Origin of the sequence: Ensifer sp. LC163, assembly GCF_001695855.1 — a bacterium.
GTDB lineage: Bacteria > Pseudomonadota > Alphaproteobacteria > Rhizobiales > Rhizobiaceae > Ensifer.
Map to the genome: position 1 here is coordinate 172,745 of NZ_MBSS01000068.1, position 13,773 is coordinate 186,517.

At 61.8% G+C, this 13,773-nt stretch carries 11 protein-coding genes and 1 tRNA gene; 4 read left to right on the forward strand and 8 right to left on the reverse strand.

Annotated elements, in window-relative coordinates:
* Positions 1–28: 28 nt before the first annotated feature.
* The 4 genes from BC360_RS30190 to BC360_RS30205 all read left to right on the forward strand — a co-directional run bounded on the left by BC360_RS30190 (position 29) and on the right by BC360_RS30205 (position 4,387).
* Positions 29–976 (forward strand): ABC transporter permease, encoded by a 948-nt coding sequence (locus tag BC360_RS30190; RefSeq protein WP_244512996.1) that lies wholly within the window; start codon positions 29–31, stop codon positions 974–976.
* Positions 973–1,815, forward strand: coding sequence for an ABC transporter permease (locus BC360_RS30195; protein ID WP_065797961.1), 843 nt, complete (start codon positions 973–975; stop codon positions 1,813–1,815). The genes BC360_RS30190 and BC360_RS30195 overlap by 4 nt, the downstream gene beginning before the upstream one ends.
* On the forward strand, positions 1,812–3,386 hold the full coding sequence (locus BC360_RS30200) for a dipeptide ABC transporter ATP-binding protein (RefSeq protein ID WP_065797962.1): 1,575 nt from the start codon (positions 1,812–1,814) through the stop codon (positions 3,384–3,386). Before BC360_RS30195 ends, BC360_RS30200 begins: the two co-directional genes overlap by 4 nt.
* A gap of 113 nt (positions 3,387–3,499) precedes the next feature.
* The gene (locus BC360_RS30205) at positions 3,500–4,387 is read left to right on the forward strand and encodes a LysR substrate-binding domain-containing protein (RefSeq protein WP_065797963.1); all 888 of its coding nucleotides are present in this window, start codon (positions 3,500–3,502) and stop codon (positions 4,385–4,387) included.
* Positions 4,388–4,449: 62 nt separating this feature from the next.
* Here the strand turns inward: BC360_RS30205 and BC360_RS30210 are convergent, their stop codons facing one another.
* The 8 genes from BC360_RS30210 to BC360_RS30245 form a co-directional block, all read right to left on the reverse strand.
* The gene (locus tag BC360_RS30210; RefSeq protein WP_065797964.1) at positions 4,450–5,808 is read right to left on the reverse strand and encodes a hypothetical protein; all 1,359 of its coding nucleotides are present in this window, start codon (positions 5,806–5,808) and stop codon (positions 4,450–4,452) included.
* Positions 5,790–7,685 (reverse strand): serine protease, encoded by a 1,896-nt coding sequence (locus BC360_RS30215; protein ID WP_244512997.1) that lies wholly within the window; start codon positions 7,683–7,685, stop codon positions 5,790–5,792. The genes BC360_RS30210 and BC360_RS30215 overlap by 19 nt, the downstream gene beginning before the upstream one ends.
* A gap of 131 nt (positions 7,686–7,816) precedes the next feature.
* Entirely contained in the window at positions 7,817–8,818 is a 1,002-nt protein-coding gene (locus BC360_RS30220) for an ABC transporter ATP-binding protein (RefSeq protein WP_320416839.1), read from the reverse strand.
* 52 nt (positions 8,819–8,870) lie between these two features.
* Complete coding sequence (locus BC360_RS30225) at positions 8,871–9,896, reverse strand: carbohydrate ABC transporter permease (protein ID WP_065785328.1); 1,026 nt, start codon at positions 9,894–9,896, stop codon at positions 8,871–8,873.
* Positions 9,893–11,020 (reverse strand): carbohydrate ABC transporter permease, encoded by a 1,128-nt coding sequence (locus BC360_RS30230; RefSeq protein WP_065797967.1) that lies wholly within the window; start codon positions 11,018–11,020, stop codon positions 9,893–9,895. Before BC360_RS30230 ends, BC360_RS30225 begins: the two co-directional genes overlap by 4 nt.
* A gap of 159 nt (positions 11,021–11,179) precedes the next feature.
* Complete coding sequence (locus tag BC360_RS30235) at positions 11,180–12,658, reverse strand: ABC transporter substrate-binding protein (RefSeq protein WP_065797968.1); 1,479 nt, start codon at positions 12,656–12,658, stop codon at positions 11,180–11,182.
* A 101-nt stretch (positions 12,659–12,759) separates the two neighbouring features.
* A tRNA-Ala gene (locus BC360_RS30240) sits at positions 12,760–12,835 on the reverse strand.
* Positions 12,836–13,216: 381 nt separating this feature from the next.
* Positions 13,217–13,690: a YbhB/YbcL family Raf kinase inhibitor-like protein gene (locus BC360_RS30245; protein WP_065797969.1), complete on the reverse strand. Its 474-nt coding sequence runs from the start codon at positions 13,688–13,690 to the stop codon at positions 13,217–13,219.
* Positions 13,691–13,773: the final 83 nt, after the last annotated feature.

Sequence of the window (13,773 nt, forward strand, 5' to 3'; positions counted from 1 at the left end):
CGCATCTCAGGGAGAAGGGGGAGAATCGGTGTTTCTGGGCATATTCCTGATGAGAAAGGTCGCGATTGCGGTCGCGACGATGCTGGTGGTCTCGTTCCTGATCTTTCTGGCGCTGGAAGTGAATGTCGAGGATGTCGCGGTCAAGGTGCTGGGACAATATTCGACCGTCGAGCAGCGCGCGGCCTGGCTGGCGCAGAACGGTTATAACGATGCTTTCGCCCTGCGCTACGTGCGCTGGCTTGGCAATTTCGTGACGGGAGACTGGGGCATGTCCACCTTCTTCCGCGCCCCGGTGGCGGAGATGGTGATGCCGCGTCTTGCGGCTTCGGGCCTTCTCGCCGGCGGAGCCCTGCTTGTGATCGTGGTCTTCGGCCTCGGCCTCGGCGTGCTTGCCGGCATGCGGCCGGGCTCGCTCCTCGACCGGGTGATCTCGGTCTTCTCGGTGGTGACCACCTCCATACCGGATTTCGCCTCGGCGGTGTTCCTGTCGGGGATCTTCGTCTTCTGGCTGGGTCTGCTGCCGGGGGCGAGCGCGATGATCTCGGGGTTTTCGCTGGCCGAACTGGTCCTGCCCGTGTCGGTGCTCGGGCTCTATTCGATGGGCTATCTTGCGCGGGTGACGCGGGCCTCGATGGCCGACGTGATGGGCACCCACTACATCCGCACCGCGCGGCTTAAGGGCGCCGGCATGGGCCGCATCGTGCTGCGTCATGCGCTGCGCAATGCGCTGATCACCCCGATCACGGTCATCATGCTGCAATTACCCTGGCTTCTGTCGGGCGTCATCGTGATCGAGGTCTTCTACGCCTACAAGGGCTTCGGCACGCTTCTTTACGACGCGGCGCTGAACCAGGATATCTACCTGATCGAAGCCTGCGCCATGGTTTCGGTTCTCGTCGTCGTGCTGAGCCAGATCCTGTCCGACCTGATCTACGGCTGGCTGAATCCACGCATCGCTCTGGGAGCCGAGGCATGAAGACGCTGTTTCCCTATCTGACAAAACCCCTCGTCCTGGTGGGCGGCGTGCTGGCCCTCGGCTGGCTGCTGGTCGCCATCCTCGCGCCGCTGATCGCTCCCTATGATCCCCTGCAGACGCTGCAGCCGCTCACCAAGCCGATGACGGTGGGCGCCAAGGGCGAATTCTTTCTGTTCGGCACCGACATGCTGGGGCGCGACATCTTCTCGCGCCTCGTCTGGGGCGCCCGCACGGTGGTGATCTACTCCACGCTTGCAACGCTGACCGCCTACGCGTTCGGGCTGATCCTCGGCCTCGTGGCAGGGTATGCCGGAGGGCGGACGGATGCGGTGCTTTCGTTCCTCGCCAACGTGGTGCTGAGTTTCCCGGTGCTGGTGCTCTACATCGTCATCATCGTGGTGATCGGCGCCTCGCCGGTGAACATCGTCATTGCCGTAACGTTCAGCAGCGCGCCCGCCATCTTCCGCATCGTGCGCGGCATCACCATCGACATCGCCAGCCGCGACTTCGTCAAGGCCGCCATCACCCAGGGCGAAAGCACCTGGCGCATCCTGCTGGTGGACATCCTGCCCAACACGACCGGCCCGCTCTCCGTCGATTTCTGCCTGCGGCTCGGCTACACGGCGATCACCATCGGCACGCTCGGCTTCCTCGGGCTCGGCCTGCCGCCGCCGACACCCGACTGGGGCGGCATGGTCAACGAAGGCCGGTCCATGGCCATCGCCTTCCCTCATCTCGTCATCTTCCCCTGTATCGCGATTTCGTCCCTGACCCTTGGCCTCAGCCTGCTGGCCGACGGCTTGCGTGAGGTGAACGACGCGAAGGAGCGCCAGGCATGACCCAACCCCTGCTGCAAATCCGCAATCTTTCCGTGGCGCTGCCGAAAGGCGCCGACCGGCCCTTCGCGGTGCATGACGTCTCGCTGGAGGTGAGGCCCGCCGAGATCCTCTGCGTCGTCGGCGAATCCGGCTCGGGCAAGTCCGTACTGACGGCCGCGCTAATGGGAGCCGCGCCGAAAGGACTGCGCGTCGCCGCCGGCGGGGCCCTCATGGGCGGGCGCGACCTGCTCACGCTGAGCGAACGCCAGTGGCGCGACATTCGCGGCAAGGATATCGGCATGATCTTCCAGGAGCCGATGGCCTCGCTGAATCCGGCGCTGACCGTCGCCCGGCAAATCGAGGAGGTTTTCGAGCTGCATTCCGACTATTCGCGGGCCGAGCGTGCCGCGCGGGCGCGCAAGCTGGTCGAGGAAATGCACCTGCCCGAGCCGGACAGGATCCTTAAAAGTTTCCCCCACCAGCTTTCAGGTGGCCAATGCCAGCGGGTGGTCATCGCCATGGCGCTGGCGATGAACCCGAAGCTGCTGATCGCCGACGAACCGACCACTGCGCTCGATGTAACGACCCAGGCCCAGGTGCTGAAGCTGATCCGGGAACTGCGCGACAACCACGGCCACGGCATCATCTTCATAACCCACGACCTCGGCGTGGTGGCCGATATTGCCGACCGGATCGCCGTGATGCGCCGTGGCGAGGTGGTGGAGGTCGGCAGCGCCAAGCAAGTGCTGACATCGCCACAGCACGACTATACCCGAGCGTTGATCGCGGCCGTGCCGAGTCTGGTGCCGCACGATCGCCCGTCGGCCGGGACCGAGGCGCCGGCGCTGGAGGTCACCGGGCTGAACCACTGCTATGGCGTCAAGCAGGTGCTGCATGACATCGCGCTTTCGGTCGCGCCGGGGCGGGTGCTGTCGATCGTCGGCGAATCCGGGTCGGGAAAGTCCACCATCGCCAAGAACCTGATCCGCTTGACCGACCCGACCTCGGGGACGATTTCCGTCGCCGGGCAGGCGATGCTCGACCTCAAGGGAGGCGCGCTGCGCCGCATGCGGCGCCGGATCCAGATGATCTTCCAGGACCCCTTCGGTTCGCTCAATCCGCGCCGTAAGGTGGGGCCGATGATCGCGCGCGCCGCGATGCTGTCGGGTGCAAGCCGCACGGAGGCGGTCACGCGGACAAAGGAACTGCTGGAACTCGTCGGCCTGCAATCCAGCGCCTATGACCGCCGTCCCGCTGCCTTTTCCGGCGGACAGCGCCAGCGGATCGGCATCGCCCGGGCACTGGCGATGCGGCCCGATGTGCTGATCGCCGACGAAAGCGTCTCGGCGCTGGATGTCTCGGTCCAGGCACAGGTGCTCGATCTATTGGCCGATCTGCAGAAGCGCCTGTCGCTCGCGGTGGTCTTCATCACCCATGATCTCAGGGTCGCAGCCCAGATCAGCGACGAGATCGTGGTGATGAGCCAGGGCCATGTGGTCGAGCGTGGCCCGGCAAGCCAGGTCTTGACCCGGCCGCAGCATCCCTATACCCGCGATCTTATCGAGGCGGCGCCGGGGCGCGGCGCTTTCTGACGCTGCCGGCAAGCGTCGAACATGCCGGGTCCAGATCTCAATGCCGATCGGGGCGGGACGGAACCGGTCGGCCGGGACCTGCTGCTCCGGGCGCAAAGCCAGGTGTCGTTACGATGTCGGTTTCTCCGTCCCTGACGTCTCTGCGGGTCTTCGCCGCCGTGGGGCAATGTCTCAGCTTTACCCAGGCGGCGCACCGGCTGGGTGTGACCCAGAGCGCGGTCAGCCGGCAGATCCGACAGCTCGAGAGCACGCTCGACGTCGCGCTCTTCCGCCGTATCGGCAACAGCGTCGCGCTGACGGAAGCAGGTGCCGTGCTGCATGAGCGACTGGTGGTGTCTTTCGATCTGATCGACGACGCGGTGCGCGAGGTGCGCGCGACGGTCCCGCGGCAGACCCTGAAGGTACTGGCGCCGCCGACGTTTGCCGCGCGCTGGTTGTCGCGGCGGCTGACCTCCTTCCGCCAGCGCTTTCCCGATCTCGACCTGTCGCTGCATATGCGGGGCGATGATAATGTTCGTTTCGACTGCGTGATCCGTTTCGGCGCCGGTCCGCGGGAGCGTCATACCAGCACGCGGCTGATGACCGAACAGCATATCGCGGTGTGTGCGCCCGAGCTTCAGGCCGACCCCGAGCGCTTCCGTCGCAGCTGCTTGCTCTATGTGCTGGATGAATCCCGCCGCCTACCCACTTGGGACAACTGGTTTGCCGCCGCGCAGCGCGACCGCCGGGATCTGCCTGAAAATGCCATGGAATTCGCCACACTCGACATGGTGATTCAGGCCGCTCTGACCGGGGCGGGGCTTGCCGTGGTGGACCGCAACATGATCGAAGCCGAATTGCAGTCCGGCAGCCTGATCCAGCTCGACCCGGTGGTGGTGACGGGGCCAATCGGCTACTGGCTCGACATTTCCGGCGAGCGCCTCGCGCGCTCGCGCGTGGTGCATTTCGCGCGCTGGTTGCAACAGATGGCCGGAACCGGCCGTGAAGGTACCCTTCCATAGCCGCGCCACTCCATGGAGCGCAGGTCGCGACGCGGCGCAGACACACGGTGGTGGCACTACCGCTAATGCCCCGCCGCAGGTTCGATCTCGATATCGACATAGGGCTTTCCGGTCACCAGCGTTTCCATGTCGGTGCGCTGAGGTTGCGGCTCGCCGAGCAATGCCTCCTCGAAGCCGACGTAGTTTGGGAGGCCTTGGATCTGCGCCGGAGACAACAGCGGCGCGTAGATTTTTGTATTGGAGACGCGTTTGGCGATCTCGACCAACAAAGTGGAGCGCGGAATGACGTCATAAGGGGTGCGGGCGGTGGAGACGACCGCCTTTGGGCCGGATTTCGGCATGTTGCCGGCGGGGAGCGGCAGGATAGCGTCGAGAATGGTGCTGGCCTCGGTGACGGTGCGATCCTCCTTATCATTCCATGGGGTGGCGTTGGTGCTGCCGTGGTGCCCAATCTTGAGGAAGTCGACCGGCTGGTCGAGCTTCGCTCTCTGCCTTTTCCACGCAACATTCCAGGCACCATTATGCTGCCCGTCGACGAATGTCCCCTCCCATTCGGCATCGCCGACAAGCAGTAGGCGTCGGCCGCGCCATCCGATTAACAACATGATGCTTGTGTTGTTGATTAAGGTGCTGTCCTTGGCAGTGTAAGCAAAGGCGTTGGACATCATGCGCGACTGCAACCGGCGGAAGTCGAGACTGCTAATATTGCCAGGCTGCACATCGGCCGGCGCTCGACCCGAGGCGAGCACGCCGGCGGCAGCCTCAGAGAAGGCCCTTAGATCGATGGCCCCTTCATCGCCCATATAGTAGTAGTCGATATTGTAATCGGGGCCGAGGATCGTGAACGCGACGTCGCCAACGAGGGTCTTGAGGTTGAGCTCCGCGGCCTTGCTGTCGCTATGGACGTAGACCGGTGCAATGCCGTTTTGCTCCGGCAGGGTTTCGGTGAGCGTTTTGACAGCCGACTCGTTGCTGATGCTGTAGAGACTGACCATCTCCTGCAGAGCCGGACTAAGGGCGACGCGGCGCTTGGCAACATTACGCATCGCCGTTTCGGCGAGATTGTGGAAGGCACGAGCGATCTTGGATTGCGGATGCTTGCGATTCATGGCCGCGCTCAGCCAAATGTTCTCGATGGCAACGTCCTCAAAAAACAGTGGGTTGAAGCCCTTCATGTGATCCTCGTGCTCGTGGCTGAGCACGACGAGATCGAGGCGCCGCTTGCCATTGGCGAGCGGCAGCTCAGGCTTCAGGAGATTGAGGGCGGCTTTGAGGACCGCCTCCCCGGCTTTGCTGCCACAATCGATCAGCATGTGAAAGTCGTCGACCTCGCCGTCCTTCTTCCGTGCCTTCGGAATGCGGACATAGATGCAGTCGCCGCAGCCCACATTGTAGGCACGGATCAGGAGCTTATCTGCCATTGGCTTTCTCCCATTTCATCGTGCTCGTCGCTGTGGATGCCCACATGGGGCGAGAGCGAGAAGCGCAAAATGCCACCGACCTTGTTGGCGGTCAGGGGCGCAACCGTCTTCTCGAGGATGCCAAGTTCGCCGCCCGCGATCTCGCCGATCCGCCCGGCCTTGATCCGAGCCGCCAGCGCATTGAGGAACGCTTCCTTGCGCAGGGCGCCGCCCTGCTCTTCGGCACTTTCGTCAGCGCCCTTGCCCATGAGCGGCTGGGTGCCGGGCTTGCGCATCCAGGAGAGCAGATTGCCGTCGATATCGAGCGCCAGCGTGCCGCCGCACAGCATGCTGGTCGTCTCGCCGGCGAACTGGCCGAAGCGTCCGCCCTCGAGAACAACGTCCTCCCGCCAGGTGTACTGGAGGAGAACCTGCCGCGGCTGGCGGCGCGCATCGGCAGTGAGTTTAACTGCGGTAGAGAGATCCTGCACCGCGATATCGGCACTGTAGGGAATGAAAAGAGCGCTGCGGTTGTCGTCGAGGAAGCGGTAGGCCGCGGCGCGGGAACTGGCGATATCGGCGGCGTGATGATAGACCTGCGTGCGCAACCGCGTGAAAACGTCGTGCGGTTCCCGCAGCTTGCGACCCGTCTCAGGGCTTAGGACCTCGCGCTCTAGAAACACGTCAATCATCATCTGCCGGTAGCCATCCGGATCGGTCGGGTTGACGATTTCCTCATTGCGCAGCACCGCGAGGGCATAGTCCTCGAACGTCACGTCGACGGGCGGCAACAAATCCAGGGGCTGGATCGCCATGCACTGCATGCGGCGGATGGTATGCCAGAAGGCCTCCCCAAGGGTTCGGCCGCGCTTCATGTAGTGGCGCGACAGCCTCTGGACGATGTCGAACATCGCGCCGGTCAGAACCTGCGACATGTAGTGCTGGCGTTGGTCATCCTTGATTGAACTGTAGCGTAGCTTGTTCAGCGCGCTGCGCAAATATGGCTGGTTCTGGACGGCTCCGCCGAATTCCTCCGCCAAATTTGACAGCGCACTGTCGACGGAGAGGTCGCCGCCGGTTTCGGCAGCGAGCCATTTGCGCAGCTTGTTGTTGCGGAAGGCGATGAGGATGGCCGACAGGTCGCCGAAGAATTCGTGAACGGCGGCCGTTTCGGCACTGACAGACTCGGCCAGCAAAGGGCGGAGGCCATCGAGCACGGCGTGGCCGAACTCGTGATTGATGATGTCGGCGGAAAGGCTGGTATAGATGCGCTTCTCGCCGCTGTCGAAATAGTAGAATTGGAGTGACTTGCTGTCGCGGTCATAGTAGGCGTTCTCGCCGTAGCCGGCGTTGGGGACGACGATCAACCTGTTGCCCTCAAAGCCGAATGGGATACGTCGGCCGAGGCCAAAACCGTTCTCATAGAAGTCGAGCGCATTTTGCAAAGTGGCCCAGACATTGACCTGACGATATTGCGGTGACGCGATGTTGGCCTTGTTGAGAGGCACGCCATTTGTGTCCGTGAAGACATTGTTCTCGGCGTCCCAGGTTGCAGGCGGTGCAAGGGTTTCCGCAGAGGAATCGTAGTCGACAACAGCGAAGCGGGCGCTTGTGGGACCGTCGCCGATGCCCGGCTCCCAAGGCACATCGAAGGTTTCGTCGAAGTCGAAGTTTCGACGCAGTGTGCGGAGCGCGGGATCTTGGAAATACACGTCGAACGGAATGCGGAGCTGCAGCTCCTCTTGGGCGTCGCGCGTTAGGACTTTGCGCGCGGCGTAGAGCGCGGCTTTAGTCGCTTTGGTTGTGTCCACTGTCTTGGGTTTGGAGGGCATGGCGAAACTCCAAAAAATTAGAATGGACAATTGAACGCCAGAGTTTAGATGGCGACGACGTAACAACTCGCACCAATAAATAGTCGATCTTGCTCCGCGGAACCAGCGGGCCTGTGAAGGAATAGTAATCCGCGGACCTTCGCCGCTTACTCCACATGGCGCGGAGAGGTTGCTCATCGGGCCGGGAAGCAGACGCCCTATCGCACCCGCACACCGTGTTCGGCTTCAAAGAGGTAGAGGTTGTCCTTCGACAATCTTACCCCCACGGCGTTGCCGACCTTCGCAGAGAAATCCTTCGCCGCCTTCACCGTGAGCATGTCCGACTCGGTCTTGACCGTCACTAAGGTGTGATCACCGATGAGTTCGATCGCGTAGATATTCCCGTTCACGTCGGCTTCCTCGGGCGCCGTCACGGCGCAGTCCTCGGGACGCACGCCAAGCACGGCCTCTGCAACCTTGCCCATCACCGGAACCATGATTTTCGTCCCGCCCGTCATGAAAAGATTGCCGTCAAGCGTACCGCGCACAACGTTCATCGATGGCGAACCGATGAACTGCGCGACGAAGAGATTGGCAGGATCGTTGTAGATATTCGCCGGTGTATCCAGCTGCTGCAGCTTGCCTCCTTCAAGCAGGGCGACGCGGTGAGCCAATGTCATCGCCTCGATCTGGTCATGGGTCACATAGATGGTCGTGATCCCGAGGTCATGCTGCATGTGACCGAGTTCTGCCCGCATGTGACCTCGCAATTTGGCGTCAAGGTTTGACAGGGGCTCATCCATCAGGAACACCTTGGGCCGCCTGACCATAGCCCGCGCCAGCGCCACGCGCTGTCTCTGCCCGCCCGAAAGCTGGCGGGGATAGCGCGCGAGGTAGGGCGTCAACTGGACCTGGTCGGCCACATCCTTGATGCGGGCTTCCATCTCGGGCTTTGGAAGTCTTCGGATCTTTAGCGGATAGCCGATATTTTCGGCGACTGTCTTGTGCGGATAAAGCGCATAGGACTGAAACACCATCGCCACGTCGCGGTTCTTGGGCAGCACATTGGTGACATCCCGCCCCCCGATGGTGATGATGCCGGAACTCACGGTCTCGAGCCCGGCGATCATCCGCAGCGCCGTGGTTTTCCCCGAGCCCGAAGCACCGAGCAACACGAGGAACTCGCCTTCCTTCACGTCGAGATCGAGCTCGTGCAGCACCCGCACCGAACCGAAGAACTTGACTACCTTCTCGAGCCTGACGGTCATGTGTTCAACCTTTGACGGCGCCAACGAGCAGTCCCTTGGCGATGAAGCGTTGCAGGACAAGGGCGAGCAGAATGACCGGCACGATCATGATGATGATGAGCACGCTCATGTACCACCATTGCGGTCCGCGCGTCGCGTTCTGTGCGGCGACCAAAAGGGGCATGGTCTGGGCGTTGGCTGTCGAGAGGAACAGAGCCAGCAGGTACTCGTTCCAGGAGAAGATAAGCACCAGAAGGCTCGTGGCGACGAGGCCCGGCTTGGATAGTGGCAGGATGATCTCGAAAAAGATGCGGATTCTCGAGGCGCCGTCGAGCTCGGCTGATTCCTCAAGATCCTTGGGGATCGAGACGAAGAAATCGTACATCAGCCAGACCACGATCGGCAGGTTCACCGCCGTGTAGGTGAGGATCAGCGCCACGTGGGTATCAAGCAGGCGGACCTGTTGGAACATCACGTAGATCGGGATCGCGGCCACGACCGGCGGAAAGATGCGTTGCGAGATCATCCAGAACAGGATGTCGGGATTACCCAGCGTGGGCGAAGGGGTCCTGCGGAACATTCCTGCCCCGATGACGGCCAGCGCCAACCCGACGGTGACCGCGATCAGCCAGTTCACGCCCAGTGCCGCGACCAGCACGATGACGAGGGCGACGGCGAGTATGAAGATGAGGATGGTCAAGAGCCGCGGCCGGAACGTGAACCGCGACAGCGCATAGGCGGCCAGCGACCCGGCGATCATTACAAGAAGCGTCGAGAAGACGGCCACGACCGCCGAGTTGAAATAGGGCCGGAACGTATCGTTGCCCAGATCGAAGAAGATGTAGCTCCAGGCGTGCAGCGACGGCAAGAAGTCGACGAAGGGCAGGTAGAAAGGTCCGCCGGATACGGCGATAGGCACCTTGAACGAGGTGATCAGCACCCAATAGAGCGGGAACAGGACAATGAAGGTCCAGATGCCAAGCACCCCGTAGACCACGATCTTGGTCCCGACGGCCATTTCACCGAGCTTCTTGGATTCGAAAATGCTCACTGGCGCGCCCTCCTCGCAGGATTGACGACGAAGTTGAAGAACGACACGCAGATGATCGTCGAGGTGAAGAGCAGGACATAGGAGATTGCAGCCGAAGCGCCCAGATCGAGGGCGCGCCACTGCATGAAGGCGTGCAGCGTGAGGGATTCGGACGCGATTCCGGGACCGCCATTGGTCAGGACGTTAGGAAGGTCGACGATCTTGAAGGCCTCGATCATGCGGATCAGCACGATGGTTGCCGCGACCGGGGCGACGGAGGGCCAGGTGATGTCAACGAAGATCTGGAAGCTGGAGGCGCCGTCTAGTTCGGCCGCCTCGAGTTCATCCTTGGGCTGGCTCTCGAAGGCAGCCAGCATGACCAGGAACATGAACGGGATCCATTGCCAAGAGTCGCCCAGAACGACCACGAGCCGCGCCGACCAGGCATTGGTCGCCCATGAGAAATCGCCCAAGCCCAGCCAGTGCCAGAGGGGCGAGATGGGCCCCACCGTCATGTCGGCCATCATGCGGAAAGTGTAGGCGATGCCCACCGGCGTGACCATGAGCGGGACGAAGAACACCACGCGAAAAAAGCTTCGCCCGCGGATTCTGAGCGAGCAGAGAAAGGCCAGCCCGGCGCCGATGACGAACTGGATGGCGACCCCCAGCAAGACGTAGAAGATCGTCGTCGACAGCGAGCCGATCTGGCCCTTGTCGCCGATCGTGGCGGCGAAGAGCCAGGCGAGCGCGGCGAAAAGACCAAAGGCTATGAGACGACCGATCGCGCCCATGACGGTCACGTGGCCGGAAGCGACGAAGCTGCGAATGCCCCAGCCGATCAGGACAATCGCGGCCGCGACAATGAGCCAGCCGAGCCACGATGTGGGCATGAATGTGCCAAGCAAATGATACTGCTCGGAGCCGAACAGCAGCTTCCTGAAATTGCTCCAGCCGACGAAGATGAGTTCGTATCCTTCGCTGCCCAGCCTGAAGCGCGACAGCGCAAGCCATGCCGAAATGATCAGCGGGAAGATCGAGAAGGCCAAAATGAGCAGGCTGGCCGGAAGCACGAAAAGCCGCCCAGAATGCCGATCGAACCAATCGACAGCGCGTGTCTGCCAAGTCTCCAAGGGCGTGTGCTCCATCTGGATTTGACGTTTCTCCCGTCCCGGAGGACGGGAGAAACCGGGTCGATGTGACGCTAAAGCGCGTCGCGATCTCTAGGATTCGCTTGCGGCGCTTAAGCACTTGTTTTTACGCATGTCGTTATCGCAAAACCGCGGCACACTTTTGCGCGACATGCTTTAGTTTGCGCCGATGGTCGACTTGTAGGCGGCGAGCTGTTTGTCGCGGCCAACTTCGTCGGTGATCTCGTTCCAGCCGTCTTCGATGGTCTTCATCGTGGTCGGAATGTCTATTTCTCCGGCGAGCATGCGGGCAATCGCCGTATCCAGCACGATCTGCTGATACTTCTGATTGTTCGGAATGCGCAGGTCGAGCACCATGTTGGGCGAATTCAGGCTCGCCTCAATGGCGCCCAGATAGTCCTTGGCCGCAGCTTCGCTCATGCCTGCCTTGCGCCAGTTATCCAGGCCCTGGAACTGCGATAGGCGGTAGGGGTTGAAGCCGGTGATGCCGATAGTGACGTCGACATTGGACTGCTCGGGTGCACTCATGTAGCTGAAGAAGGCGTAGGCCGCATCCTTCACCTTCGGGGCTGCCTTGGTGTTGATGCCGCCCGACCAGCCACCGAAGGCCGCGAAGGGCGCGTGGTTCACCCCGTCGATGGCGTAGGGGCAGATATCGGCTGTGCAGTCGACGAGCTTGCCGGTATCACGGTCGAGCACCTTGGCGGACCCCGGCAGGATGACGGCGCCTACCTTGTCGACCACCTTGGACTTCTCCGGGTCGATGGCGAGCGTGCCGATGTCGCCCCAGTCGATGGTCAGCGCACACTGACCCGAGGTGAACAGGTTGCGCGTGTCGCCCACGTCGAGGTTGATCTCGTCAGGCGGGGCATATTTGGTGGTCTCACTGTAGACAGCGAGCGCCGCCGCGAAGGCCTCGTTGTTGACCAGGGGCTTCATGTCGCGGACGTCGAAGAAGGCACCCTGCGACGTGCCCTTGGATTGCAGGAAGGCGCCGGCGACCGAGGTCACCATCCAGTAGGATTGGGCATTTCGCTTCTTGGCGATGCAGGAGCCGAAATCCGGCTTGCCGTCGCCGTTCATGTCCTTGCCGTTGGCTGCCTTGGCGAAAGCGATGTAGTCGTCCCAGGTCTGGGGCGCGCCGAGGCCAAGCTCCTTGGCCACATCGGTCCGGTAATAGACCATCTGGAAATCACCATCGAGGGTAATGGTGTAGGTCTTGCCCGCGAACTTCATCGAGAAATCGCGGAAAAACCCGCCGATGTCGTCGAGCTTGAGAGCGGCGTCCGCCTCGACACGCGGGCTAAGGTCTTCCATGAATCCCGGTGTCACATAGTCCACCATCCACTGCGGCGCGAACACGCCGGCATCGAGCGAGTTGGTACCCGTCGACCAGTCGGTGAGGATCTTCTGGTAGAGATCGGAGAAGGGAACCGTGATCACATTGATGTGGGCGCCCGTGAGCTTCTCAAAATCAGGAGCGCGGCGTTGCATCGGCTCGGCAATCTGCGGGCCGGTGAAGGTGATGACATTGACGGTCACGCCGTCAAACTCGCCAGCCCATGCGGAACCCGCAAAGCCCATAGCTGCCACGCCCGTCATCAGAGCGCCGGCAAACAATAAACGAATAGCCATTACTTCCTCCCTTTATTAGGCATCCCATTTGCGAGGCCGCCTGTTAGTTGTTGATTTTCTTGCTACATTGCCATCCTCCTGAAACTAGGTCAGGGTCATCTTGGTGGAGTCGAAGGGAGTCGAACCCTCGACCTCCGCAGTGCGATTGCGGCGCTCTCCCAACTGAGCTACGACCCCATTCCGCCCTGTAAATTCGACACTCGGCCGAGAGCGCCAGTAACCGTATGCACGCATCAAGGTAGAGCATCTCGCGAATCATGAACGGATCCCTATTCTTTGCAAGGGGTAGCTGTTGGGCCCGACCCGATGCCGTAACTGGTGGCGAAGGGGCGAACCCTTGGCCATCGCGACTGCGTCATTCAATAATCTAAGGCGACGCTACCGATATTGGGCGTGCCGTCCGCCGCCGCCGCGATGATGGACGGAATGACGCCTTCGAAGCCCTCGCCGAGGTCAGGGAGCCATATCATCGCGTCTCCGCCCGGATCACGGTTCCCGCCTGGGGCCTGGGGCCTGGACATAGAGTTTGGCCGTACGCTCAGCCACGCTGTCGGCCCGTCAGTGTGCCGCCCTGCGGTAGGTGCCAACAAGCTCGGTCTTGGCGATGATGTGGGCGCGCATTTTCACTTCGATCTGGTCCTTGCTGGCCGCCGCAGATACATTCAGCCGGTCATCAAGTGCGTAGAGCTTGAAGAAGTAGCGGTGCGTGCCGATGGGAGGACAAGGGCCGCCATAGGCATTGCGATTCCAGCCGTTCCTGGCTGTGTCGGCGCCTGACGGCAGTTGCGAGATCCCTTCCGGAAGCCCGGACAGATCGGGCGGCAGATTGAAGACAACCCAATGTACCCAGGTCATCTTCGGATGGGCCGGATCCGGGGCATCCGGATCGTCGACGATCAGCGCGATGCTTCTGGTTCCGGCCGGGATGTCCGTCCATTCAAGAGGTGGTGAGATATCCCGTCCTTCGCACGTGTAGAGGCTGGGAATGGTTCCGCCATCGTCAAAGGCGGGTGATGTGATGGTAAAAGTCATGGGGTCCTCGGCGAGTTCAGGAAGCAGTTTCCTAGCGGCACTCGTGATGAGCCACTGCCTGGCGCATTGTCCATCTAGACAGG